The following is a 24,212-nucleotide window of genomic DNA, read 5'->3' on the forward strand; positions in this document are numbered from 1 at the left end:
CGACTAAACGAAGCGGATTCCGCAAGGGCGGCTTGACAAATAGAGAGGCACCCCACCCTGGGGCGTGTCGGCCGGGGTTGGGGTGCTGCTGCAGGTTCGCTCCTGACTGGGCCACCGACACGGGGCCCGGGAAGGGGCCCGAGGTGGCAAGGAGAACGTGGACGATGATCGATCTGATGGAGTTGTTCCGGCATTGGCATGCCGGAAGGTCTCAGGTGCAGATCTCGACGGCCCTGGGGATCGACCGCAAAACCATCCGGAAATACCTGGCACCCGCGTTGGCGGCCGGGCTGGCGCCGGGCGAGGGTGGGAAGTTCGACGAGGCGCTCTGGCGGGAGCTGATCACGGGGTGGTTCCCGGAGGTCGGCGACCCGGCAGCGCGGGCGGTGACGTGGCCGGCGATCGCCGCGCATCACGACTGGATCGACGGGCAGTTGAAGGGGTCAGTGACGGTCGCGACCATCGCGCAACGCCTGCGTGACGACCACGGTGTTACGGTGTCCGAGTCGACGGTACGACGGTATGTGGCAGTGCAATTCGCCGATCAGGTGGCGGAGTCGAAGGTGACGGTGCTCCGGGGTGCGGTCCCTCCCGGCGACGAGGCTCAGGTGGATTACGGCAAGCTCGGGATGTGGCGGGATCCGGCCACCGACCGGCGGGTGGCGGTGTGGGCGTTCGCGATGATCCTGGCCTGTTCGCGGATGCTGTTCGTGCAGCCCATCATTAGCACTCCGCCATCGAGAGTGCTAAATTCTGCGTACCCGAGCACACGAACCACCCGCGCGATACTGCCGGGCCCAGGCACAGTCGCCGGTCCAGGTGCAGCGCAGATGCTGTTGCCCGGCTCGCGGCATCGACGACCGGACCCACCCGAGCACTCCGAGGAGGATCATGACCGCCGCGACGCCACCCGAATCAGGTGCCACCAGCGACGGGAGTGCCTCTGCGGGTGCCCGGCCCCGACCGCCGCGCAGAAGGTCACGGTTGCCGTCGGTGTCGTTCGCTCTCGGGGTGGTGTCCCTCGCGTCGTTCTGGGTGTCCGGACTCGGGTTCGTCCTGGGTGTGTGCGCCGTGGTGTGCGGGGCGATCGCCGCATCCCGGTCCGGTGCGGCGGAGGATGAGCCCGCCTCGCTGCGGGCGTTGCTCGGTGTCGTCACCGGAGTCGCGGGGATCATCGTGTCCGCGATCGCGCTGTTTCCCGTCCTGGAGTACCTGTGACCGACGCACTGCCGCACAGCCGTCACCCCAACCCACTCAACCCTCAACCCTCGATCGTCGACACGGATCCGCACCGCCCGTGACCGCCGTTCCCGGCCCACATCTGCCACCCCCACGACCTCCTTCCACACCAGCCGCACCGACGGGATGCCGAACTCGGCGGCGCTGCCCGGGTCCCGGGAAGCGGGTATCGCCGTAACCGTCGCCTGACGCTGCTGACCACCGTGGTGTGCGCCCTCCTCGGATCGCTCACGCCGGCCCTACTCGCGCTCGTCGCGGTCGCCGGCATCGCCGGCCTGACCATCGCCGGTCTGACCATCGCCGGTCTGACCATCGCCGCCCTCTGACGACTGCCCCATGCCGGTCTCGGCGACATCGCACGTCCGGTGCGGGTCGACACCCCGATCTCCTACCTGGATGCCCGGTCTCGTGGTCGAATCATTCTCGCGGGAAGGGACTCTCAGGAAATTCACAGCCGAGCAGCTCGGCGACCTGTCGTCGAACGCGCCCAGGTGGCTCGAATGCAGGTTCAACGCACCCATCGTCGTTTCGGTGATGGAGAGCGGGAACGCCGGCATCGACCTGACCCCGAGCGCGGCCGCCGCCGGAGCGAATAACGGCCGGCGCTGGGCTGGACCAGGCAACGCGGGTCCCGAGAACCGCCATGAGACGTGTCCTCCGAGCGTGGGGGTGGGGGTTCAGCCATCGGACTCCACCAGTAGGCGTTCGCTGTCGTACTGCTTGCACCGCGCGACAGCCGCGTTCGCTGCCTCCTCGGAGCCCCACACGTAGGCGAAGAATTCTCGGTCCGTGCGACAGAGGTCATCGATCCGGGAGTCGATCGCGGCCGCGTAGCGCATGAACGGCACCCGGGCGTGGGTGTTGACCGTTTTCTTACTCATGCCCAGCAGTTTCGCCACCTCCGACTGGGAGAACCCCCGAAGCAGCGCGTCCTTGACCAGCGCCTGATCGACATAATTTTCGGCAAGAAATCGCAGATGCTGGACCACGCGCTGAGCGTCGCGGCGTCGGGTTGCGAGGTCACTTCCGTCGGGGCTGCCCATGCACCCGAGTATGCCGGTACCCGGCATGTACCGCACCGGTGCGCGTTCGTCACTCACGCAGTCGGGATGGTCCACGATGGTTGCCGAGGTCGCAGACCTGGGGAACCGGGACGTGAACAACACCGCCGTCCTGCTTCGACTCACCCGGGGAATTCGCCTCGCCTGCGAACAATCTCGGTAGAGTGGCGAGTCGTATCCCGGAATGTGTCAAGTCTCGACCCGACGGGATACGGCTCGCACCTTCTACGCTAAACCCTCTCCGAACCCGCCTCAATGGGCAGTTCGGGGAGGGGTTTCTCGCCGCCGAATGGTGCCCTGCCGGTGAGCGCGGTCTCGCATCGGTCTGGGGTGGGAGGGTGGGGGCCCCATGTCTTTTCCCGGAAGTCGGTCAGGTCGCCGGGAGCAGCACCGGTGTGCGGCGGGAGGGGTGCATATAGGGCGGCCGCAACCCCATCCGCCCCTCCCCACCGGTCGGCACGTGCCCGTGCTCGTGTAGGCAGGCCGGGGGTGCGGTGCGGCCGAGTGTGCCGTCGGGGTGTAGGTGCGCGAACTCCCACAGGTCGGAGGCCGGGTGTTCGGTGATCTCCCAGGACAGGATGTGGCCGTGTCCGGCGCCGCGTTTCTTCCCGATCGACACGATCGGCGTCAGCAGCTCGGTGATGGCGGCCCGGTGACCGACCGCGCGCCACACCAGGTGCCGGCAGACCGTCAGCGGCAGCGGCATGACGCGGGAGCGGTAGCGGCCCTGCCGTTCGGACACCAACGCCGGCAACTCCGCGGATATCTGGCCGAGGGCCTGTTGGTCGGGGCGGGCGGACCAGTACTGCACGTGCGGGCCCGGGGCCTCGTCCTCCGGGAAGGCGAATGTCGCCGCCCAATGCCACCGGTCGCCGCCGTCGCCCGGGCAACGCGCCAATGGCAGTTCCAGGTCCTCCGGCACGGTGTCGGGACTGTACGGCTCGTAGTCGGTGCCCACTTCCCGGGCGGCGGCCTTGGTGTTCTCGCGGATCTCCGAGGCGAGGAGCCCATCGAGGCTGATGCCCCACGGCACCCCGTGCGCGACGCCGGCGGCCATTCTTGCGCGGATGACGAGCGGCACCGTCCCCGCGGCGGTGTGGAGGGTCATGCCGGGAGTGAGAGCAGCATGTGAAGGGCCTCATCGCGGTGTGCGGCGACGATCTCCCGCCAATCGACCACCGGCGCACCAACAGGGGTTGGGTCGAGGGTGGTGGTGATCTGGCCGTGGCCGATTCCGGTGCGCCCACCGAGCCAGCCGGTGCGGGTGAACTCGGCCAGGACGTCGGCGGTGAAGGCGTGGTCGAGGTCGGATCCGCGGACCAGTTGCGCCCACGATTCGAGGCGGGTTCCGGGGGCGAGGGCTTCGATGTCGTAGCGCATCACCGGCGACCCCGACCCACCGATCTCGGTGTCGGGGTCGACGGTGGTGCCGGCGTGGCCGGTGGTGACGTCGTCGAGGTGGGAGTAGGACTCGAGGGCTTCGATGTCGAACCTCGATGGGATCGGCCCCTCGTAGGTGCGGCGAAGGATCGGGGTGGCTTCGGTGACGATCGGGACCACGTGGCCGACGCGTAGGCAGCCGTCGATCGGGGCGGCGCCGACGGCGCCGCCGAACACGCTCAGCTGCGGCACCAGTTCCCGGAGTTGGTGCAGGCGGCGGCCCGTGATGGGCTCGGCGGAGGATTTTACGATCGCGCCGCCGTTGCGGAGGGTGTGGGCGACCGCCAGCGGCAGCTGGCCCTCGTAGCCGAGGACGTCGCGCAGCAGTTCTTCGCCGATCCGGCGCAGTACGCCGCGGAAGGAGTTGCCGGAGATGACCGGGACCAGCTCCACCGCCCCGTCGGCTTGGAGGATTTTCATGCGCCGGCCGATCGCGGTGGTGCCGATCAGCTCCCCGCGGTGCGAGATCGGGGATTTCGCGGTCATCTCGATCTCCCACACCCGCGAGACGGTCACGACGCCAACCCCTCTGCCGCGCCGGTGCGGGCGGCACGGACCGCGTCGGCCACGATCCGCGTTCGAAGTGTGAGCGCGGTGGTTTGATCGCGCATCACCTGCAGCACCGGCCGCGCCTGAATCGTGAGCAGTATGGCCAGTTCGGAGCGTTGTTCGTCGGTGCGCGGGGCGGAGCCGAGCCGGGCGGCCGAGGCGGTCCACCACTGGTGCAGGTTGATGCTGTTGTAGGTGGCCACCCGCACCCGGGTGGGCAGCAGGGTGTCCCAGTAGTCACTGCGGCGGGCGGCCACCCAGTTGCGGTCGGACCAGTCGATTCCGTAGTGCAGCAACAACACCAACCGCTCCGCCGCCTGCGCAGCGGGATCGGTCAGCCCGGGTAGCTGTGGAACCGCGGCCAGCCAACGGTCGGTCACTGAAAGGTCGTTCTCCCCCGACATAGTCATCACCGCAATGCTAGAGAAGAACCGGCGTTTTCTCGAGTCGAGAGCTCACCAGCTGATGATCCGGCGAGGTCACGGTGCCGGAGTGCGCTGGTGCTATCGGGTGGCGCGGAGGCCGACCTCCCACCACGGGTCCGCGTGCCGCCACGGCGCCAACAGGTTCCAGTCCTCGAACACCTGCGGCCAGCGGTCGGCCGGGGGGCGGCGCACCACAGAGTAGGTGGGGGCGGTGTCGCGGAGCATGGTCTCGGTGAAGCCATGACTGCGGAGCCGGCACATCACCGCCAGCCGAGCAGCATCGTGCTCCTGCCAGACCAGCCGGCTGTCGTCGACCGTGACGGCGCCCCACCTGGCATCGGGGATCAGGTGTTTGCGGCCGGGCCGCAGCGGCACGATCACCGCCGTGTCCGTACCGATCGGGGTGGAGAGCACCTGGTGTAGCAGTGCGGGGGTCGCCGGCCTCAGGGTGGCGGGATCACGGGTGACGATATGCGCGTCGACACGCAACGTCCGGTCTCGGTATGCCCACGCGCACACCTGACAGAGTTTCCGGGCGGACAGATTCGTCCAGGACTCGAAGCCGGTGAACCGCCGGGAGATCACCTGCCCGACCGGGAACATGACCGGTGTGGTGTGGCCGCAGCGCGCGCACCCCGTCCTTCGGTCGTCGGGCGTTGCCGCGTCGACGGGCCCGACGGCGGCGGTATAGGCGGCCCAGACGACATCGGTGTCGGCGGCGAGGGTCATGGCGGCACCGTAACCTGCCAGCTGTGGTGGATGCAGCCGGCCCCGGCCTGGACCTGAGCGTGCTCCGTGGCCTGCGGGCGCCGTCGACGAAGGCCGGTCCGGCCGCCCTCGAGACCATCCTCACGCGAATCGAGGCACACCTCGCCGCGCATGACGGGTACGTCGCGTTCTCCGGCGGCAAGGACTCGCTTATCGTGCTCGACCTGGCCCGCCGGGTCGAGAAGGATGTGCCGGTGGTGTTCTTCGATTCCGGCCTCGACTACCCCGAAACCTACGACTACCTCACCGAACTCGCCCACCATTGGCGGCTGGATCTGCACCGTATCCGCACTGATCCGCCGCTGCTCGATGTCCTCGCCGACTCCGGGTTGTGGGACCACCACGCGACCGCCGCCGTCACAGCGGCCGCGGTGGATTTGCACGAGGTGCTGATCACCGAACCCGCCCGCCGCGCCCATCAGGTCCTCGGGCCGGGTGAGTTGTGGGGTGTGCGGGCCGACGAATCGACCGCCCGCCGCCTGCTCTACACCCGCAACGGTCGCCGCGACGGGGTCATCGTCCGCGCGGACGGCACCACCGCGTACGGGCCGATCTGGAACTGGGCCACCACCGACGTCTGGGCGCACATCGCCCGACACCGACTACCCGTCAACCCCGTCTACACCAGACTCCGCGAACTCGGTGTGCCCGAACACCAGCACCGGCTCTCGCACCTGATCGACGGCGGGCACCTCGACCGCGGCCGGCTGACCTGGCTGCGGCGCGGCTGGCCCACCCTCTTCGAGCAGATTGCCGACACGCTGCCCCGTATTCGGCAGATGACCTGACGGCTGCATCACCACGCACAATGTGGGTGACGCCGGAGTACGTCGGCCGCGAAGGTGCCCTCGTACGTGACTGCGCCGCCGATGGTTTCACCCACGGCATGTCGCACTGGTGAACTCGAGTGGGAAGCGAGATGATCGAGCGCCTCGGCCGGGGTGACCGCCCAGCGCGTCGACGACGTCGCCCGCGACAGCCGATCCATGAGGTCTCCCGGGTCCCGTCACTGCTGTACTACCTGAGGTAGTGTCTCGTTTACTGCGGTTGCACAGGATGAGCCGGAGGCGTCACCCCTGCTGGGGGTTGGTGTCTCCGGTCTTTTCTTTCTTCTCTCGTGCCCGTTTCTCGGCGCTCAGCCGCATTTTCAGCTCGCGGCGGGCGCGCTGCTTCGGGGTCTCCTCCGGCTCGGACTCGTCGTCGACAGGCCGGTAATGTGCGCGTCCCAGCTTGATGTCCGGGTGCATGACCAGCTCGGGTCGGCCCTTGCCGTCGGTGAACAATCCCATCACAACCCCTTCTCGTCGGTGATGTCTTTCAGTTGCACGATCATCTGCTCGCCGATCCACCCATCCGGGCGGCGGTACCGCCCCGGGCCGGAGGAGATCACCTCGAACCGCATCCCGCGCGGCAGCAGGTGCGCGGTGTCGTCGACCGAGTCCGAGCGGCCCAGGTACATGCCCCGGCCGGTGTCGATCTCGAACACCACGTCCCGTTCGGTCAGTGTCTGATCGAGTTCGTGGAGGGCATGCGCCGCCCCGGTGTACCGGTCGAACTCGAGGCGGGAGCCGGGCTGCAGCGTCGACGGCAGGTTCACCGCCTCCCGCGGGGCGGCGTGCGGGAGGCGGACGGCGGCGTAGAGGATGTGGCCGCGATCGTTGAACCGTTCCGCGGTCTGAATCGCGCGATCGACACGCTGGACCTGGGAGCGCATCGTCTCCTCCAACTGCTGGGCATCGCCCCGCGCGCGTGAGAGCGCGCCGCCGACCTCGTCCCACCGGTCGGGGTCGGTGATCAGGTTCTGCACCGCGGTGTACCCGACCTTCGGAAGCTGGGTTTGCGCCCGGTTCTTGTTCACCGACCGGGCCTTGCGCTGCCGCGAACTCGGTGCCTGGCGAATCGAATCCGGGATCGGCAGCTCCCGGCGTTTCCGCTCGGACACCTCCGGAACTGCGGTCCGGGGAAAGGCTCGCTCCAGGTCCTTGCGGGCGCGGGTGAATGCGGCGTCCTCGACCATCCGGTCCAATTCCCGGGCCCCGTCACGGTCGGCAGCACGGTCCTCGTAGTTCGCTGCCGTGCGGTAGCCGGCGGGCTTGGCCGCGGGGGTGGTGCTGATGCCGGCCTCGGGGTCCAGGCGAGTGTCCCGAGTGTCCGGGCTGATGCTGTAGGCCACCCGTCGCCTCCCCGACTGCGATTTCGCCCCGTGGATACGACGAAGCGTGGCAGACGGGCCTTAGTAACCATCTGCCACGCTCGGACCCACACCTGGTGGGTGCCACGGCGAACGTGCGTCCTCTGGCGACCAAACCATCAACAACGTTCGGCGTGCGTACCGCCGGCGTCACCGCGCCGGATGCCCGAAACTATACCGAAAGATCGTGCCCAGCATCAGGCTCCGCCAAAGCATGGCGACCAACAGTGCACCCGCTCACGTACGGGCCGCTACCGTCAGTGGGTATGGGGACCACCTTCCACGGGCCGAGTCCGTGGCCACACATCACCCGCGCGATCGGCACCCGCGGCGCGCGCCATGCGGCGATCGCCTACCTCGGTCAGGATGCACCCGATTTGCTTCCCCTGCGCGCCGGTGACTTGTTGGTCGTCAACGCGTCCAAGGCTGCGATCCGGGCGCATGCCACCTCCCCCGCGGCCCTCGCCTACTACCTCAGCAAGGGTGTTCGGGTGCTGTCGTCGCCGACCCTGCATGCGAAGGTGATCGTCACCGGTCGGCGGGCGGTGGTCGGGTCGGCGAATGCCTCCGAGAACTCTGCCTTCGCCGATGACGCTGTGGTCATCACCGATGACCCCGAGGTGATTGCGTCGGTGCGGACGTTCATCGATCGCATCGACGAGGTCACCGAGGTCGATGAGGTTTTCCTCGATGACGCCGCTCGGGAGTGGGAGATCGGGCGGGCGGTGCCGATCCCCGGGGTGACCGGTCGAATCCGTGACCCGGATGCGGAGTTTCTGCCGGTCCCGGTCACCCGGATGTTCGTCAAGCATGCGGTCGATTACGAGCCCAGTCCCACCGAACGGCATGTGCTCGACGAGCGCCGGTCGCGGCGACCGGCCACGGTAGGGCCGGCGGTGAAGTACGCGCTCGAATCGCTGCGCCTCGACCGAGCCAGCGCTGTCCGGCGCGGCGACGTGGTCGTTTTCGTCTCCGTCGACGACGGGTGGGTGTACCCGCCGGCCGTCGTGGTGTCCGACCCGATGAAGATCCCGCGATCCGGTGGCGCGGTGCTGTATTTCCTGCGAATCCGCACCGACCTGCCACCGCTTCCCCTCTCCGATGCCGAGAGGGCGCTCACCGATCTCGGGCACCCTGGCTCCCGGTTGCGGACCGATCACTTCGTCCGCTCCCCCGGTCTCCGGACCGACCTGCTCGCATTGTGGGATCTCTGACCGTCCTCGACGCCCCAACCTGGGGACCCGGCTGCGCCGGAACCGCCGAACCCGAAAGCGGAAACACTAGACGGCGCTGGAAACCCCGACAGTGCTGCTCGCCGCTCGAGCGATCCCATGCGGTGCTGGCGGCCCCACCGACAGGGTGAACCGTTCTCACCATTGGTGGTCGACCCGTCGTTCGTGGTCGACCCGTGCCCGAGCAGGGAGACGGCTCCGCACGCCGGTCAACACCCCTCATCGTGTGCAGTCGACCGCGGTGTTCACCGAATCATGCCGACAGAACAATGCATTAGCACTCCATCGTGGGGAGTGCTAAATTCTCTGCGCGCGGTGACATCAACCCGCACGAACCTGCAACGCCCAGAAAGGATCCGCAGCACCCGTGACCGCCGTCCCCGGCCCGCATCTGCCCACCACTCAGCCCACCCGCGCCGCCGGTCGCGGCGAGCCCGCGCCGACCGACGTGGCGCTGCTCGAGTCCTGGGAAGCGGGTATCGCCGTGATCATCGGCCTGGCCGTGCTGACGACCCTGGTGTGCACCGTCCTCGGATCCTTCCCGCTGGCTCTTTTCGCGCTCGTCGCGGTCGCCGGCGTTGCCGGTCTGGTCACCGCCGCCCTCTGATCCGGCCGGCATGCCCCGTCCGCTGCCTGGAGCGGACAGATCCGCTCCCCTGGCGGCAGCACGCTTGTGGTGGATGTGCACCCCGATCTGTGTTACCGGCCTGCAGGTTGTGGTCTCAAATTACTTTCTGGGAGTGGGACTCTCAGGAGATTCACAGGCATGGTGGGGCCGGGTGATGCGACGATGAAGCATGCGCCGCCATCGTTGGCCGGCCCTCGCGCCGCCCACTACCGGAGGGGTCGTCGTGCACGCGGGCATGCCGATCGCGGCGGACAAGGACCTCGCCCTCGAGCTGTCCGCGGCGACCGCGTTCGCGTCCGGGTTGCTGCTGCGGTTCACGCTGTGTGTCAGCGGTGTCCGCGCCGACTTCGCGCGCTACGAAACCCGGGCCCTGACCGACCCCGGTGACTGGTCGGCGCAGTGGTCCTACCTGGCCGTGCGCGTCGGCGCCGACGACCTCGACGGGTTCGCCGACCCGTTCCACCCGACACCCGACCCCGCCTCGCAGGGATCTCGGCCGTACCGCACCACGCCGCAATACTGGATCGGCACCTACCCGACCACCGGATCACTGACCGTCACCACCGGCTGGCCACAGGTCGGACTCCACCCCACCTCGGTCACCCTCACGCTCGGTCCCAGCCCCTTCCCCACCACCGCGTCCGGGTCCGATGCCCGTCGATGACGGGTTGCCAATCCTGTTCGACGAACGGAACGCCCGCGCCGCCGGTGACGATCTCCGAGTGTCGGAACCCCCGGTTCACTGCCCCGCCCCCGAAGGGGCTCGGCCGAGTCGGTGGACCGCAACCCAGGCCTTGGGTGGTCTCGCCGACGATCAAGCCAAGAAATTTACGATTGCTAGCGTAGCGCTGATAGCTAGCAGTGCTACGCTAGCGAACCGTGTCCTCGCACGGGTGATGGCGATGCCCACTTTCCGCGGCACCCGCCCTCGGCTCGAAGTAGACAGACACCGACCTGCTGGGCACTTCCGTCACGGTGATGAATCTGCGGCTGTCCCTCCCCCTGCCATCAGGTCCACCCTCATAGTCGCCACTGCTCACGGATCGATGGTGTCGGCACGCATCCGGGGCCGACTCATTACCTCGGGTGGCCGGGCGTGCGCTCAGCGCAGGACCCGGGCGGCGAAGTCCAGGGATTCGGGCATCGACGCGGTGAGGCTGTGGGCATGGTCTGCCTCGGACAGTTGCTGATACTCGACGTCGACAGCACTGGAACGCATTTCGGTGAGTTGCGCCCAGGTCAGTGGGATCGGGACCTTGGTGTCGGCGAGGCTGTGCACGACCCGTATCGGTCGGTCGAACCCATCAGTGGGGACGTGCTGCATCTCATCGAGCGCCTCACGGAGGCCGGGGGTGTCGAGTGGGGTGGTGAACAGTTCCGCGACGGTCACCGGTTGGGCGCTCAGATAGTCGTTCAGGTCGTTGTTGCAGGTCGCCCTCGCCTTCTCCATCAACTCGATTCCGGTGGGGGTCAGATACTGGCGGATTCCGAGTTCCGGACGAGTGTCGTCGAGTCCGGGCGTGTAGAGGACGTAGTGCGCGATCCCGGCGACCGGCACAGCGGGGAAGTTCGGTCCGGCCAGCGGGAAGAGCTGATCGAGGTGGGTGGGGGCGGCGAAGTAGGTGGCGTGACCGCCTTGGGACAGGCCCGCGGCGATCCACCGGTCGCTGAGTTGGTCACCGTAGAGCTGGTGGGCGGCGCGGGCGATGTCGACGGTGTTGGTGCCAGCCGCGGGTCCGTCGGGTATGCGTTGACCCCGTCGGTGCCGATCCCGGCGTAGTCGGTGGCCGCGACCGCGTAGCCGGCGGCGAGCCACTGCTGGATGAATTCCCGTTCCACGTCACCGGATCCGGTGACCGACGGTGCACATTCGTCGTCGATGCCGACGTTGCCATGCGCGTAGGACACGACGGGCCATCCACCGGCGGAGGGTGCACCCTGCGGCAGGAATATCGAGCCGGTGGACTCACCGGCTTCGGTGGCGGTGCGCAAGGTGGAATAGCGGATGACAGTGCTGGTGTCCGCGGCGCCGGCGGGGAGAATCGCAGCGGTGACATGCTGTTCGGCGAGCAATGCGCCCGCCGGGTGCGTGTCGCCGGGCAGGGCGGCGGCAGGTGCGGCAGGTGCGGCAGTGAGAAGTGTCGCGCTCACGGACATCGCGAAGGCCAGTGCGGTGCGTCGCCTCCGACCTGTGCTCCTTAGGTAGCCCGCGAACGTTGGCATTGACGATCCCCTCCGAATTGAACTGCGTGCCCGTTCCCCGACGAACACGATGCGGATCGTACCGACCGATCGGATCAACACACCCGCCAGTCCGGCACCCGATGAGACGGCTCCGGTGCTGGATTGTGGCCCACTCGACATGCCCTCCAGAGTCTCGACTCGGTGACCTGCGTGCGCACTGACGGCCCGGAAAGGGCCGGTACGATATCGGCCGAGGAGCGGTGCGGATCCGGATTTCACTCGCCCACTTCGAAACCGAGCATTGGGCCGGATGTGCCTGCGCAATGCGTCATTGCGTCCACCAGGTATCTCCGCATTCCGGCGGCTCCTCACCTCACCTGCTGTAACCGCCTGCGGAGGGGCGCAGCCCGGTCGTTGTTCTGTTAGGCAACCCGGGCTGCGCACCTGAGGTCTCGTCACATGCCCGGAACTACAAACGCAGTCACCGTGATGATGGGACCGGCGATGATCATGGTGAAACCCCAGGCAAGCATCAGCTTGGTCAGCTTGGCCCGCTGGCCCGGCTCGGCATTGGCGATGCACGTTGCTCCAGGTGAGGAGAAGGGCGTGCTGTCCACCAGGTTGGACGAGATGGCGATGGCGGCGATCAGACCGAACCCGGGAAGGCCACCGATCGCGATCACCGGTACCGCCAGGGGGATCAGTGCACCGAGGATTCCCGTGGTCGAAGCGAACGCGGAGACGAACGCCGCAACGAGGCACAGGGCAAAGGCGGCGAGCAGCGGGGATCCGACCGACTCGGCGGCATGTCCGAGAAGTTCTACCGTCCCCATCCTCTGCATCACGCTGACGTAGGTCAGAATCCCTCCAACCAGGAGGATCGTCGACCAGTCGATCCCCTTCACGGCCTCTCGTGTCCGTGTCGGGTCGAGCATCGAAATGATCAGAGCCAGCGCAAGGGCGAGAACCCCGACATCGGATTCGATGTCCAGGAACATGAACAGGATGACGAGCCCCATCAACGCCGCGACCGCGAACAGGCACACGAGCTGATACCGGGAAAGCTTGCTGACGACGTCGTCGGCCCGTTCCGGCTCGGCCGTGGCGACGGCGGTCGGTGCACGATCAGGTTGCGCTCCGGACGAACCTGTTGCGCCGGGAGCACTCAGCGGACCGCGGAGGGGCCATGTCGGGACGGCCCCACCATGGTCGCCCGCTGTCGTTGCCGTCTTTTCCCGATTTCGCAGTCCCAGCGCAACGAAGGCGGCTGCGAAGAGCGCAAGGTTGATTCCGAAGGCAGCGCCGAACAGCAGCCACGGTTGGGGCTCGATGCCGTTGTCGGCCGCAACCCCGTTGGCGATGATTCCGAACAACGAGGTGGGAGCGAAGCCCCCGGCACCTCCGCCGAGAACGATTGTCAATGCCATCAGCAGGGGATGCAGTTTGTGCTTTCCCGCGAAGATCATGGCTATCGGCGCCAAGGCGAGGGAGGTCAGCGACGAGCCCATGGAACCGAGAATGGCAGCAAGGAAGAAGAACACCCAGGGGATTGCGAAGACATGTCCGCCCACCAGCGCGAGCGTCTTCTGGACGATCCAATCGATCACGCCGGAATCTCTCACGATCGCGAAAAGATACGTGATTCCGACAAGCAGGATGAGCAGGCTGACGGGAAATCCCGACATGACGTCTTTTATCGATTGCCCGGCCAGCAGTACGCCGACCCCGAAGGCGGCTACCAGGGCCAGGATCCCGATGTGAATGGTCTTCCAGGTGCCGATCAGGATGATTGCACCCAGTACCAGCAGAGAGAGTATTTGAATACCCATTGTGTGTTCCTCGAGTCGGAGAAGGTCGGGTTGTGTTCAGTGTGAGAGGATTTCGACCTGCAGATCGGGCGTCCCGGCACCGTCGTGTGTTCGATGGATCGCTTGAATTTCTCGTGCGGATTCCATGAGTTCGTCGGCCAGCGCGAACAGCTCGGCACCGGTCATGGACTTGTTGAGCTGGCCGAGCCGCAGTGCAGAACGCACGCCACCGTCCTCGTGATGGACGGGAACGACGAGGGATCCGACGGTGTAGAGCGCTTGGCGTGTGATCGGGTCGGGTGAGTAGTACTCGGTCGACTTCGCGACGGCCGAGAGGATTTTCCGCTCCTCGGCCGGTGTGTAGGTTCCGGTGGTGAAGTTGCGGAAGGCCTGATGAAGGGCCAGGTCGCTGTAGGTTCCGCTGGCCGTCGCTGACGCCGACCACCCCTGCTCCCGGACCAGGCGAAGCCGGTCACGGAGTCGCTGCGCGGCCCCTTCGCTGCGGTCTGTCCGTCTGTCGATCCAGCGGTCGGCGAAGTCTTGGGAGTTGAACGCGGCGAACACGTCGCCGACCGGCGGTACCAGCGGCATCCGAAGGCCGAGCCTGCGCGCGTTGGACACGTTGGGGCCGGTAGCGGCGCCGACGACGGCCACGGCTTCGTTCCCGATGGTGACGACGCTGGAGCATTCGGCGTCGTGAGCGTTGGCGAGGCGCTCGAGCACCGGTCGGGCGAGCTCGGCGTCGCGGACACCGAACCTGATGTCGTGATCGGGGATCGACACCAGAGACTTGGGGGCGAATCGTCCGTAGCCACCCTGGAAGTGCAGGAGCGGCGGTACGGATCTGGACACACCGAGGGACTCGACCTTACCGAGGACGATCCAGTGATCGCCTGCCTCCACTTCGTCGACGACGCTGCAGTCGATCCATGCGATGACATCACTGAGAATCGGAAGCCCGTGAGGAGAGGGGTCCCACCGCCAGTCCGAAAAGCGTTCTTCTGCAGCAGCTCTCATGAATTCTCCGCAGCGCTGCTGCTGATCTGCGGCCAAGATGTTGATGCAGAAGCGCTTGGCCGGCTTCATCCTCGACCACGTGTAGGAGGACTTCATCGGCATGAAGGACACCAGGGGTGGGTCCATCGAGACCGAGCTGAACGTCCCGACGACCATGCCGATGGGGTCACTGTCTTCGGACAAGCTCGTCACGAGCGAAACCCCGGTCGGGTGATGACCGAGCACCTCCCGAAAGTCATCCGCTTCGACCACGTCGATCCCTTCGTCACCCGCGGCTCTGGTTCGGCCTGGCGGTCTGCCGCGCAACACTAGGGGCGTAAATGTGAGCCTGACCACCACCGGGTTTCAAAGGGTGGAAAAAATCTGAGGCGCCCGCCCGAGCTTCTTCAACCGCACCGTTGTGCCCTATATTCAGGTACCCCTGAACTGCTTTTTGATGGCCCGCTCGTCGAGTCGGGAAGGACGACGATGTCCCATGATCGCAACTACCCGTGGAATCCAGGTTGGGTAGAACCCACCGACCCGGGTCGGCCCGGTCCGGACCCTCGCGCCGGCGTGCCCCTCGACATGGTCGAGATGACCTCGGTGGAGAAGGCCGTCAGCGTCCTGGATTCCTTCCGGGGCAAACTTTCCTCCCTCGGCGTCACCGAGGTTGCCGAGGCCAATGGGCTACCCAAGTCGACGACCTACCGGCTGCTCTCACATCTCGTGACGAGCGGGGTGCTCGAACGAGACGGACTCAAGTACCGGCCGAGCTGGCAGATCTTCGAACTCGCCCAGAGCTCGATTCTCGGCCGTGTGGATGGACCGCCTGCACTGGCGTTGCCTCTGATGACCGAGTTGTACGTGGAGACGCGTGGGGTGGTCCACTTCGGCGTGAGGCGCGGCGACGAGGTCATGATCGCGCAGAAGATCTTCGGCATGGATTCGGTGGCAATCCCGACTCGGATCGGCGCGCGCCTGCCGATCACTACCACCGCACTGGGCAAGGCACTGTTGGCCGAACAGATACGTAAGGAAGGTCGACAGGCGGTACCGGCAACACCGTTCCCCCGTCTGACCAGGAACTCCAAGGTCGCCCCCCAACTTCTCGTCGACCAGCTCGCCCGGACCGGCGCGATGGGTTACACCGTCGACCTGGAAGAAACGATCCTGGGCGTGAGCTGTGTCGGAGCGCCCGTGATGCGCGGCCAGCGTCCGGTGGGGGCGCTCTCGGTGTCCGTACGAAGCCATGCCTTCGACGAAGCGAAGCTCTCCAGGCGGGTCGTGCGATATGCACGATTGCTGTCGGACATGCTGGTGTCCGCAGAGGAGGAAGAAGACGACGATGCTCCCCGGAACCCCTAGTCGACGGTCCACCGGCAGCAGGGTCGGTCTGGCCCGCCCGTAGACATGGGTGTGACCCGACGATGGAGCTATCGTCGGGTCACACGGTCCTCTGTCCGGAAGTCAGCAGGTCATCGGCTGAGGACAGCCTCGCGGGACTCGACGGATCTCGCACCCACGAAGCCGGCTACCAGTCGGTTGAACTCGTCGGCGTGCTCGATCTGGGCCCAGTGCCCACATCGATTGATCATCACCAGGCGCGAGTCGGGGATTATCGTGCACAGCTTCAGTCCGTTTTCCCAGTGCACAACACGGTCATCTCGCCCGTGAATGATCAACGACGACACCGAAATAGCGGCGAGTTCCGCATCGGTGGCACGGTGCGGTCGATCCTTGCCGATACCCGAGATGAAGTTGGCCAGATGCTCCGGGTTGCTCTTCGCGTTCCGGGATCGCTCTTCGGCAAGCGCGTCGCCGGCGTGTGCGGGGTCGTAGGTCATGATGTCGACGAGGGCGCGCATCGATTCCGGAGATGGATCTCGGTAGGCCCGCTGGAGGACCTTCAGTCCCTCGGTCGGTCCGTCACCGGGCCCGAACAGTTTCGCGCCCCCTCCTCCTGCACCCATGGTGACCAGGTGCGTTACGCGCTCGGGTGCGGTAGCTGCAACCTTGAGGCAGGTCGCACCGCCCATGGAGTTGCCGATGAACGCGGCGGAATCGATGCCGAGTGCATCGAGGAACTCGACCGCGGTTCGGTGATGGCACCGGTCGGCCGGACTGACCGCGGCGGAGCGGCCCCACCCGGGCATGTCCACCGCCAAGCACCGGAAGTGGGCACCGAGGGTCCTGATGTTCTCCGAGAAGTTGCTCCATCCGGTCGCCCCGGGGCCGGAGCCGTGCAGAAACACGACCGGATGCCCTTCCCCGTACTCGTGGAAGTGCAACGTCCCACTGGGTGTGTCGACGAACCGGCTGGTCGCTTCCTCGGTGAACGGAATCATGATGCACCCTCCTCGATATAACGCAGCGAAATTGCTCTCACCGCGCAGAGTGCCGCACCGCCTCTCGCGAACACCATCCTCGGTTTCCGAGGTTTGGAACAATCTGGCCGTTGAGCGAAAGTTTCAGGCTTTGGAACACAATGCTGGCCCTCTCGTGGGCCAGGCCACAGGATGGCTCGTGTCCCGGCCGTCATCGGCTCGTGCAGGCGGTGCTCCACCCATCGCGAGCCGCTTGACCCGCGGGGCACCCAGCAAGCGAAAGCGCAGCTGACGACTGCGCCGCCGCCCCGATCAAGAAGGGGGACCCCCGATGGATCCGAGTGTGAAGGCACTGGGCTACGTCGTCATCGAGACGACACAGTTCGACGAGTGGAGACGCTTCGGGAAGTCGCTTTGCGGCATGCAGATCGCCGACGAGTTCGACGGCTTTCTCCGTTTCCGGATCGACAACAAGAATTATCGTGTCGAGGTCCGACGATCCACCCGCGATAGAATCGCGGTGATCGGATGGGAGGTCTCAGGCCCCCAGGAGCTACAAGCCCTGCGAGCACGGTTGGAAGCAGAAGGCTACGTGACAACCATGGGATCGAAGGACGACGCCCGCAACCGCGGCGTCATCGAACTCTTCTCGTTCGCCGATCCCGACGGCCTCGCCTCGCTCGAAATCTTCTACGGTCTGACCGAATCCTTGGAGCGGTTCGCCTCCCCGAACGGCGTCTCCTTCGTTGCCGGCGAGCACGGGCTCGGCCACTTACTGCAGATCGTCAACGATCGCGACGCCTACTGGCACCTCTACGTCGACGTGCTCGGCATGAAGTTCACCGACCTGGTCGACTCCCCGAAGCGCCAAGCCGAATTACTTTTCCTGCGGTGCAATGCACGACATCACTCCTTCGCTTTCGCCCAACTCGACGGGGTCGAGCCGGGTGTCGGCCATCTGATGCTCGAGGTGACCGATCTCGACGCGGTAGGCCGCGCCTACGACAAGGTCCTCGACGGTGAAGCACCACTGATCACCACGTTCGGGAAACACACCAACGACGACATGCTCTCGTTCTACGTCCGAACGCCATCCGGATTCGGACTCGAATACGGCACCGGCGGAACGCTTGTCGACGAATCGTGGCGGCCGGCCCGCTACAACGACGCGCACTACTGGGGGCACCGACGAGCCGAACCGGTGGCGAACCTCCTTCCCGCGGCCGACGTCGACTAGCGACAGATTCAACGAAAGGCAACTGATGTTCGAGGTAAAGGCCCGCGTGCTGGAACTGTCCGACTTCTGGCGCGACCACGCCGCCGAAAACGAGGCAGCGGGACAGATCACCGACGAAGTCGCGGCACAGCTACGCGCCATCGGAGTGATGCGCATGCTCCAGCCCAAGCGATACGGCGGATACGAGTGTCACCCCCGCGACTTCTTCGAGACACTGATCGAACTGGGCAGTCGATGCTCGTCCACCGGCTGGGTAGCCGGTGTCGTCGGGGTACACGCACACGAGCTGGCGCAGACGGACCCGCAACTTCAAGAGGAGGTGTGGGGTGAAAACGAGGACACCTGGGTGGCCTCGCCGTACGCGCCGATGGGCCGGGCCAAGCCGGTCGACGGCGGATACATCTTCAACGGACGGTGGTCGTTCTCATCCGGCACCGATCAGTGCCAGTGGGTGATGATCGGCGGCTTGGTCCTCGACGCCGAGGGCAAGCCCGACGGAGCAGGCACTCGTCATTTCTGCCTTCCCCGAGGCGATTACGAGATCGTCCCCGACTCCTGGGACGTCATGGGACTGCGCGGCACCGGATCCAAGGACCTGATCGTCCGAGACACCTTCGTGCCGGCGCACCGCGTCATCGACCAGGAGGAGATCATCGCCGGTACCGCCGCTCGGGCCATCGGCCTGGACAACCCGCTGTATTCGATCCCCCGGCAGACCATGTTCTCCGGCGCGATCACCGCGGGCACACTGGCGATCTGCCAGGGCGTGCTGCAGGCGTACATCGATCACAGCCGCCAGCGGGTGTCGCGGCTGTCGGGGAGCACCAGCCAAGACCCGAACAGTCTCGCCGTGCTCGGCGAGGCCGCCGCCGACATTCAGGCGTCCATCCAGCACTTTCTCTGGGACATCGACCGCGTCTACGACCTCGCTGCACAGGGCGAGACGATCTCGAAGGATCTCCGGATCGAGGTGCGCCGCAACCAAGTGAACGCCAGTGCCCGTGCAGTGCAGGCCGCGGACCGTCTGTTCGTCAACACCGGTGGTGCGGCACTGCACACCTCGCACCCCATCCAGAGGATGTGGCGGGACGCCCACGCAGCGATGAATCACATGATGAATACGACAGCCCCAACGTATGTCCAGTACGGGCTCAATCTGTTCGGGCACGAATTGCCGCCGACCGCCCGCTACTGAACATCAGTATTCGATCTTCGAATCACATTTTCGCAACACCAATCTTCCCCAACTGTTTCATCGAGAGGTTGATCCATGTCTACACGCCGGGTGATCGTCGTCGGAGCCGGAAATGCGGCACTCTGCGCAGCGTTGGCCGCACGCGAACGAGGCGCGGAGGTCCTCGTTCTCGAACGCGCCGACAAGACCCGCCGCGGCGGCAACACCGCCTTCACCGCCGGCGCCATGCGCGTCGCCTACAACGGCGTCGACGACCTGCGCGAACTGATGCCCGACCTGACCGACGAGGACGTCGCCAACACCGACTTCGGCTCCTACACCACCGAGAATTTCCTCGACGACCTCGCGCGGGTCACCGAGTACCGCACAGACCCCGACCTCGCCGGCATCCTCGTCGACCAGAGCTACCCGACCCTGTCCTGGATGAAGGACCAGGGTGTGAAGTTCATGCCGATCTACGGACGCCAGGCATTCAAGGTGGATGGAAAGTTCAAGTTCTGGGGCGGACTGACCGTCGAAGTCAACGGCGGCGGACCCGGACTGGTCGAGTACCTCACCAAAGCCGCCGATCGCGAGGGCATCAAGATCGAGTACGGCGCCCGCGTCGTCTCGCTCATCCACGGCGACGAGGGCATCACCGGCGTGACCCTCACCCAGGACGGCGTGACCCGCAACGAAGAGGCCGACGCGGTCATCCTCGCCAGCGGCGGATTCCAGGCCAACACAGAATGGCGCACCCGCTACCTCGGCCCCTCGTGGGACCTGGCCAAGGTCCGCGGCACCATGTTCAACACCGGCGACGGCCACAAGATGGCCCTCGACATCGGTGCCAGCCCGACAGGCAACTGGTCGGGTTGCCACGCCGTCGGCTGGGAACGCAACGCCCCCGAGTTCGGCGACCTCGCCGTCGGCGACGGTTTCCAGAAACACAGCTACCCGTTCGGCATTCTCGTCAACGCCCACGGCCAGCGCTTCGTCGACGAAGGCGCCGACTTCCGCAACTACACCTACGCCAAGTACGGACGCCGGATCCTCGAGCAACCCAACCAGTTCGCCTGGCAGATCTTCGACCAGAAGGTCACTCACCTGCTCCGTGACGAGTACCGGATCCGCGAGGTCACCAAGGTCACCGCACCCACACTCGAAGCAATCGCCGAGAAGCTCGAGGGCGTCGATCCCGCCGGCTTCCTCGCTGAGGTCCAGGCCTACAACGCCGCGGTCGACACGAACACCGAGTTCAACCCGAACGTCAAGGACGGTCGCTCCACCAATGGCCTACCGGTGAACAAGACCAACTGGGCCAACACCCTCGACGAAGGTCCGTTCGAGGCGTACCAGGTCACCTGCGGAATCACGTTCACCTTCGGTGGCCTGCGGATCAACAAAAACGCCCAGGTACTCGACACCGACATGAACCCGATGCCGGGTCTCTACGCAGCCGGCGAGCTGGTCGGTGGCATCTTCTACTTCAACTACCCCGGTGGGTCTGGACTGACCAACGGATCGGTGTTCGGCCGGATCGCCGGCTACCACTCCGCGCTTACCACGCTGAGGTAGATCACACTCAGCCCACGGAGATCGGCGTTCGGTTTCCTTGTGCTGAGGTCTCGGTGCCATCGTGACATCGTGGCCGCCGTCGGGTAGGTAGGGCGGAGAGGCGAGCAGGTTGATGCCCACTCTATGTCTGTGGAATCGGTAGTGGCGGATGGTCGAACGAGCGCAGGATGGCCTCCGGTCACAGCAGGACCACCGCGGGTGCGATGAGCAGCATCCGTGCCGCGAGAAGGCACCTCGGGGCGTGGGGTCTCTCATGCTTCACCCCGGTCGAGGATGTCGAGCGGGACACGGTTGCGGTGGCTGATTTCCCACCGACCGGCTTCGAGATCGTCGAGGAGGTCGCGGCACTGCTGATCGGTGCTCACATCCATGCTGTGTCCGATCACGGTGACCGGGCCGCGGATTCCGCTGCGCCAGTCGATGACCGTGTAGACGAATTCACCTTGGGTTGCGAAGTCGCGGTGGCGGGTGCAGACGACGAAGTTCTCCGAGAGTGCGCGGACGGTGTAGGGGCGGCGGGGTTCGATACCGAAGCGGATCCGGTCACCGGGGGCGAGTGGGATCGGGGTGGTCGGTGATCCCGTGGCGTTTATCAGGGTCACCACGTACCCCGCACTGTGAACCTGGCTTCGGGCAGTGTTTGTGTTCCTCGCTGGTTCTCGGCGAGGGTGCCGCGGTCGATACTCCCGCGGCCCAACCCGATTGGCCGGAGCCCGACGTGGAAGCCGTCACTGTCCTGGTCTTGGTGTGGGCAGGGGTAGATCGACAGGCCGCGGCGCCTTTCGTGGTGGGTGCGGGCGGCGCGGGCATCCCTGCGGGTGAAGTAGGTGCGTTTATCGCAGTGCGGGCAGGTCACCCAGCAGGAGGGGCGGTGGGCGTGAGGGGCCAATTTTTCGGTGCTCCTGTTCGGGCGGGGACGACGCCGCGCGCTGTAGGGTCTCGGGCTGAATTTCATCTTCGAACGCCATGACTGCTGCGTTCATGTTGTCTCACAAGGCCTTCACCTCGTCGTTGTCTCACGTAGTCCCTCATTTCCTTGGCCGAGTCGTGTTTTTCCTCGACACGGCAACCGCTCTGGCCTGCCAGGTCTCAGTTCCGTGAAGTCCGAGTGCAGTTCGCTGTGAGATTGGGAAGCGCGGCGTGAGACGCTATACGCGCGCGGTCGGGATCGTCAGGCGGCGCGGGTGATCTGCAGGTTCAGCCAATCCGAGACCCATTGGATGGCGTTGCGGCCGGCGTTGTCGACTACCAGGTGCTGGTAGCTCTGGTGTGCGCCGGAGGCGAGGAAGCTGGCCGCGTTCAGGCCCTCACCGACGACCGCGGCGAGGTCCTCGGCGCCCTGCGAGCGCGCCATCGTCGACACCGATCCGGCGAGTCCTTTCAGGTCGAGGGTCTGCGCCTGGGTGGTGATCGCATTCCCGACCGGGTTGACCTGTTTCCCCAGGAGCTCTGGGTCGGTCTTGCCGGCTGTGCCGGTGAGCATGTTCGCGGCCACCGAGGCGAGTTCGAGGCCGAGTGGGAGCAACGCCGTGGTCTGCGCGGCAGCACCCACCGGGTCGGGGAGCACCCCGGGCGGAGGGAAGAGTTTGTCCGCGGCGGCCCACGCGATTTCCTGGGCCTGGCCGGCGATGTTGGCCAGCTTGATCACGTCGACGTTGCCGAGAATGCCTGTGACCAGCGCCGCGATCTGGGTGTACCCCGTCGGGTCCGGGATGATCGCGAGGATCTGCGAGATCCACTTCAAGTCGACACCGGCGGCCATCTTCACCACCGGTGCGAATTGCACGTTCAGTTCCCGGGCGGCATCTCGGGCGCCGCGGACATCGCCGGCGGCGATCTTCTGCGGGAGCACGGTCAGGTTGTGCAGGATCGCCGGGATATCGAGGGCGGTGACCCCGGTGACGACGTTCAGGGCCTGGTCGACGACGACTGTCGGTTTGAGCACCGACAACACGCTCGACGCTGTCGAGAGGGCATCTGCCGGGGTGGCGGCGACGGGCGCGATCTGGCTGCCGAGCGTTGCGGCGGTGTCCGCGAGTGGAGAGATCTCGGGGGCGGTGGCGGGCAGGGTGGTGGTGCCGTTGTTCGCGAGCGCGGCTGCGGTGTTCGCGATCGTGGCCACCGAGTCGAGTGCACCGGTCAGGTCCGCGTGACCGGCGGTGGTGAGGACCTGGGCGGCCGCGTGTTCCGGTGTGCCCACCGGTGCTGCGGCCAGGGTGGTGGTGGCGGCGGTGTTCGCGGCGCCGGACTGCAGCAAATCGACGAGTGGGCTGAGCGTCTTGGATAGTGAGGTCGCAGCGTCGGCGACCTGGTGCACGTCCACCGTCCCGCCGGTGTCGTTGCCCGACAGTTGTTTTCCGAGCGCGTCGACAGTGGATCCGAGACCGGGCAGGTCGGCGCCACTGAAATTTGAGGTCAGCGCGGTGGCGACCGCCGCGTCACCCCCACCGGCACCGGAACCACCGCTGGTGTTGGTGGTGCTGGGGGTCTTCGACAGGATCGACCCGAGGGATCCGAGGAACGGGTTCGCGCCCTTGCGGATCGAGCAGTACAGGTCGTTCGGATCGCAGATCGAGGCCACCCGCCCCGACAGGGTTCCCATGCCCTGTGACCGGGGACCGGCGATGCCCTCCCCCGACGTCGTCGGGCCGACCGTCGCAGTGCCCGGCGTGCCGGCACCCGGGTCGGCGAGCAAGGCCACCCCGAGGACCCGATCCGCCTCGACCGGTCCGCGAGCGTTGCCGATCGCCGACGCGAGATCGCCTGCCGCGTCCGCACCCTGGGAGTACCCGGTGATCGAGAACTTCGCGCCCCGGCACTTGTCGGCGTAGGACTTCAGCACCGTGGTGGCCTTGTCGACCGCGTCGAGTTTGCTGTCGGCGTAGGTGTGGCCGTTGTCGAACGCGCGCGCCATGTACGGCAGCGTGTATGTCTGTGCGCGGGCACCGTTCTTCGCCTCGATCGCCTCCGCGATCGGCGCCAGCATCCCCACCGGCCGGTTCGGGTCGGCGTTCTCGTCGGTCTCCCAGGTGCCGGGGATGAGCAGGTTGAACGTCGACGCGCAGCCGACCGGGTCGGCGTGCGCGATCGCGGGCGCACAGATGAGGGCGGTCCCGCACAGCACGGCGGTGATGGTGGTGACCGCCGCGAGCCGACCCCTCGCCGACCGTGCCATCGTCCGGACTCCTATCGCGCTGCCACCACTGCTCTTCCGGATTCAGTCTCGGATAGCAGCCCTCCTGCCAGCGACGACCCCCGCACGCGGTCGGGCGTGTCGGCTATGGCCGTCGGCATCCAGCAGTCGGGGTCTTGCGGTCGCCGGCCATGACCTCGGCCGGGTACCGAACTGCTCCGGTTTTCTACGGACGGCAGCGA

General features: G+C 66.4%; 23 protein-coding genes and 1 pseudogene. 11 read left to right on the forward strand and 13 right to left on the reverse strand.

Annotation, left to right across the window (positions count from 1 at the left end):
* Positions 1–164: 164 nt before the first annotated feature.
* The 3 genes and pseudogenes from P3H15_RS42155 to P3H15_RS42165 form a co-directional block, all read left to right on the forward strand.
* Positions 165–725: pseudogene (locus P3H15_RS42155) on the forward strand (IS21 family transposase); the annotation flags it as partial.
* 166 nt (positions 726–891) lie between these two features.
* Positions 892–1,218 carry a hypothetical protein gene (locus P3H15_RS42160; RefSeq protein WP_276142711.1) on the forward strand — a complete coding sequence of 109 codons (327 nt, stop codon included), beginning with the start codon at positions 892–894 and terminating at the stop codon, positions 1,216–1,218.
* 224 nt (positions 1,219–1,442) lie between these two features.
* A complete protein-coding gene (locus P3H15_RS42165; RefSeq protein ID WP_276142712.1) occupies positions 1,443–1,565 on the forward strand; it encodes a hypothetical protein in 123 nt (40 codons plus the stop codon).
* Between the two features lie 351 nt (positions 1,566–1,916).
* On the opposite strand, the gene P3H15_RS42170 is transcribed toward P3H15_RS42165, so the two are convergent.
* From P3H15_RS42170 to P3H15_RS42190, 5 genes are all read right to left on the reverse strand, one after another.
* A complete protein-coding gene (locus P3H15_RS42170; protein ID WP_276142713.1) occupies positions 1,917–2,339 on the reverse strand; it encodes a hypothetical protein in 423 nt (140 codons plus the stop codon).
* Between the two features lie 331 nt (positions 2,340–2,670).
* Complete coding sequence (locus P3H15_RS42175; protein WP_276142714.1) at positions 2,671–3,408, reverse strand: hypothetical protein; 738 nt, start codon at positions 3,406–3,408, stop codon at positions 2,671–2,673.
* Positions 3,405–4,256: an RAMP superfamily CRISPR-associated protein gene (locus tag P3H15_RS42180; RefSeq protein ID WP_276142715.1), complete on the reverse strand. Its 852-nt coding sequence runs from the start codon at positions 4,254–4,256 to the stop codon at positions 3,405–3,407. Before P3H15_RS42180 ends, P3H15_RS42175 begins: the two co-directional genes overlap by 4 nt.
* Positions 4,253–4,693 (reverse strand): hypothetical protein, encoded by a 441-nt coding sequence (locus P3H15_RS42185; RefSeq protein WP_276142749.1) that lies wholly within the window; start codon positions 4,691–4,693, stop codon positions 4,253–4,255. Before P3H15_RS42185 ends, P3H15_RS42180 begins: the two co-directional genes overlap by 4 nt.
* Before the next feature lie 99 nt (positions 4,694–4,792).
* On the reverse strand, positions 4,793–5,443 hold the full coding sequence (locus P3H15_RS42190; RefSeq protein WP_276142716.1) for a hypothetical protein: 651 nt from the start codon (positions 5,441–5,443) through the stop codon (positions 4,793–4,795).
* A gap of 23 nt (positions 5,444–5,466) precedes the next feature.
* Here P3H15_RS42190 and P3H15_RS42195 point away from each other — a divergent pair, with 23 nt between their 5' ends.
* A complete protein-coding gene (locus tag P3H15_RS42195; protein ID WP_276142717.1) occupies positions 5,467–6,270 on the forward strand; it encodes a phosphoadenosine phosphosulfate reductase family protein in 804 nt (267 codons plus the stop codon).
* 282 nt (positions 6,271–6,552) lie between these two features.
* Here P3H15_RS42195 and P3H15_RS42200 read toward each other — a convergent pair whose 3' ends face one another.
* Both P3H15_RS42200 and P3H15_RS42205 read right to left on the reverse strand, forming a co-directional pair.
* Positions 6,553–6,771 (reverse strand): hypothetical protein, encoded by a 219-nt coding sequence (locus tag P3H15_RS42200; RefSeq protein WP_276142718.1) that lies wholly within the window; start codon positions 6,769–6,771, stop codon positions 6,553–6,555.
* The gene (locus P3H15_RS42205; RefSeq protein WP_276142719.1) at positions 6,771–7,655 is read right to left on the reverse strand and encodes a hypothetical protein; all 885 of its coding nucleotides are present in this window, start codon (positions 7,653–7,655) and stop codon (positions 6,771–6,773) included. The genes P3H15_RS42200 and P3H15_RS42205 overlap by 1 nt, the downstream gene beginning before the upstream one ends.
* Positions 7,656–7,939: 284 nt before the next feature.
* Here P3H15_RS42205 and P3H15_RS42210 point away from each other — a divergent pair, with 284 nt between their 5' ends.
* The 3 genes from P3H15_RS42210 (at position 7,940) to P3H15_RS42220 (ending at position 10,197) form a co-directional block, all read left to right on the forward strand.
* Positions 7,940–8,887 carry a phosphatidylserine/phosphatidylglycerophosphate/cardiolipin synthase family protein gene (locus tag P3H15_RS42210; RefSeq protein ID WP_276142720.1) on the forward strand — a complete coding sequence of 316 codons (948 nt, stop codon included), beginning with the start codon at positions 7,940–7,942 and terminating at the stop codon, positions 8,885–8,887.
* Positions 8,888–9,272: 385 nt separating this feature from the next.
* Positions 9,273–9,512 carry a hypothetical protein gene (locus tag P3H15_RS42215; RefSeq protein WP_276142721.1) on the forward strand — a complete coding sequence of 80 codons (240 nt, stop codon included), beginning with the start codon at positions 9,273–9,275 and terminating at the stop codon, positions 9,510–9,512.
* Positions 9,513–9,702: 190 nt separating this feature from the next.
* Positions 9,703–10,197: a hypothetical protein gene (locus P3H15_RS42220; RefSeq protein ID WP_276142722.1), complete on the forward strand. Its 495-nt coding sequence runs from the start codon at positions 9,703–9,705 to the stop codon at positions 10,195–10,197.
* 438 nt (positions 10,198–10,635) lie between these two features.
* On the opposite strand, the gene P3H15_RS42225 is transcribed toward P3H15_RS42220, so the two are convergent.
* The 3 genes from P3H15_RS42225 to P3H15_RS42235 form a co-directional block, all read right to left on the reverse strand.
* Positions 10,636–11,349: a hypothetical protein gene (locus P3H15_RS42225; RefSeq protein ID WP_276142723.1), complete on the reverse strand. Its 714-nt coding sequence runs from the start codon at positions 11,347–11,349 to the stop codon at positions 10,636–10,638.
* 823 nt (positions 11,350–12,172) lie between these two features.
* Entirely contained in the window at positions 12,173–13,546 is a 1,374-nt protein-coding gene (locus P3H15_RS42230; RefSeq protein ID WP_276142724.1) for an SLC13 family permease, read from the reverse strand.
* Positions 13,547–13,582: 36 nt separating this feature from the next.
* Complete coding sequence (locus P3H15_RS42235) at positions 13,583–14,881, reverse strand: flavin reductase family protein (protein WP_346348839.1); 1,299 nt, start codon at positions 14,879–14,881, stop codon at positions 13,583–13,585.
* Between the two features lie 129 nt (positions 14,882–15,010).
* Here P3H15_RS42235 and P3H15_RS42240 point away from each other — a divergent pair, with 129 nt between their 5' ends.
* Positions 15,011–15,889 (forward strand): IclR family transcriptional regulator, encoded by an 879-nt coding sequence (locus P3H15_RS42240; protein ID WP_276142725.1) that lies wholly within the window; start codon positions 15,011–15,013, stop codon positions 15,887–15,889.
* Between the two features lie 110 nt (positions 15,890–15,999).
* Here the strand turns inward: P3H15_RS42240 and P3H15_RS42245 are convergent, their stop codons facing one another.
* Positions 16,000–16,869 carry an alpha/beta fold hydrolase gene (locus P3H15_RS42245; RefSeq protein ID WP_276142726.1) on the reverse strand — a complete coding sequence of 290 codons (870 nt, stop codon included), beginning with the start codon at positions 16,867–16,869 and terminating at the stop codon, positions 16,000–16,002.
* Positions 16,870–17,179: 310 nt separating this feature from the next.
* Between P3H15_RS42245 and P3H15_RS42250 the strand changes: the two genes are divergently transcribed.
* The 3 genes from P3H15_RS42250 to tcuA all read left to right on the forward strand — a co-directional run bounded on the left by P3H15_RS42250 (position 17,180) and on the right by tcuA (position 20,837).
* Positions 17,180–18,085 carry a VOC family protein gene (locus P3H15_RS42250; RefSeq protein WP_276142727.1) on the forward strand — a complete coding sequence of 302 codons (906 nt, stop codon included), beginning with the start codon at positions 17,180–17,182 and terminating at the stop codon, positions 18,083–18,085.
* 25 nt (positions 18,086–18,110) lie between these two features.
* On the forward strand, positions 18,111–19,280 hold the full coding sequence (locus P3H15_RS42255) for a hydroxylase (RefSeq protein WP_276142728.1): 1,170 nt from the start codon (positions 18,111–18,113) through the stop codon (positions 19,278–19,280).
* A gap of 75 nt (positions 19,281–19,355) precedes the next feature.
* Positions 19,356–20,837, forward strand: coding sequence for an FAD-dependent tricarballylate dehydrogenase TcuA (tcuA, locus tag P3H15_RS42260; RefSeq protein WP_276142729.1), 1,482 nt, complete (start codon positions 19,356–19,358; stop codon positions 20,835–20,837).
* Between the two features lie 251 nt (positions 20,838–21,088).
* On the opposite strand, the gene P3H15_RS42265 is transcribed toward tcuA, so the two are convergent.
* The gene (locus P3H15_RS42265; protein ID WP_276142730.1) at positions 21,089–21,442 is read right to left on the reverse strand and encodes a hypothetical protein; all 354 of its coding nucleotides are present in this window, start codon (positions 21,440–21,442) and stop codon (positions 21,089–21,091) included.
* Between the two features lie 566 nt (positions 21,443–22,008).
* A complete protein-coding gene (locus P3H15_RS42270) occupies positions 22,009–24,012 on the reverse strand; it encodes a cutinase family protein (RefSeq protein WP_276142731.1) in 2,004 nt (667 codons plus the stop codon).
* Positions 24,013–24,212 lie beyond the last annotated feature (200 nt).

It is taken from the genome of Rhodococcus sp. T2V (assembly GCF_029269925.1).
Lineage (GTDB): Bacteria > Actinomycetota > Actinomycetes > Mycobacteriales > Mycobacteriaceae > Rhodococcus_F > Rhodococcus_F koreensis.

Bases quoted from the DNA above. Each gene is read 5' to 3' on its own strand.
- P3H15_RS42190 (WP_276142716.1), bottom strand. From the start codon at position 5,443: ATGACCCTCGCCGCCGACACCGATGTCGTCTGGGCCGCCTATACCGCC.
- P3H15_RS42270 (WP_276142731.1), bottom strand. From the start codon at position 24,012: ATGGCACGGTCGGCGAGGGGTCGGCTCGCGGCGGTCACCACCATCACC.
- P3H15_RS42245 (WP_276142726.1), bottom strand. From the start codon at position 16,869: ATGATTCCGTTCACCGAGGAAGCGACCAGCCGGTTCGTCGACACACCC.
- P3H15_RS42240 (WP_276142725.1), top strand. From the start codon at position 15,011: ATGTCCCATGATCGCAACTACCCGTGGAATCCAGGTTGGGTAGAACCC.
- P3H15_RS42200 (WP_276142718.1), bottom strand. From the start codon at position 6,771: ATGGGATTGTTCACCGACGGCAAGGGCCGACCCGAGCTGGTCATGCAC.
- P3H15_RS42220 (WP_276142722.1), top strand. From the start codon at position 9,703: ATGCGCCGCCATCGTTGGCCGGCCCTCGCGCCGCCCACTACCGGAGGG.
- P3H15_RS42175 (WP_276142714.1), bottom strand. From the start codon at position 3,408: ATGACCCTCCACACCGCCGCGGGGACGGTGCCGCTCGTCATCCGCGCA.
- tcuA (WP_276142729.1), top strand. From the start codon at position 19,356: ATGTCTACACGCCGGGTGATCGTCGTCGGAGCCGGAAATGCGGCACTC.
- P3H15_RS42255 (WP_276142728.1), top strand. From the start codon at position 18,111: ATGTTCGAGGTAAAGGCCCGCGTGCTGGAACTGTCCGACTTCTGGCGC.
- P3H15_RS42230 (WP_276142724.1), bottom strand. From the start codon at position 13,546: ATGGGTATTCAAATACTCTCTCTGCTGGTACTGGGTGCAATCATCCTG.
- P3H15_RS42250 (WP_276142727.1), top strand. From the start codon at position 17,180: ATGGATCCGAGTGTGAAGGCACTGGGCTACGTCGTCATCGAGACGACA.
- P3H15_RS42185 (WP_276142749.1), bottom strand. From the start codon at position 4,693: ATGTCGGGGGAGAACGACCTTTCAGTGACCGACCGTTGGCTGGCCGCG.
- P3H15_RS42160 (WP_276142711.1), top strand. From the start codon at position 892: ATGACCGCCGCGACGCCACCCGAATCAGGTGCCACCAGCGACGGGAGT.
- P3H15_RS42210 (WP_276142720.1), top strand. From the start codon at position 7,940: ATGGGGACCACCTTCCACGGGCCGAGTCCGTGGCCACACATCACCCGC.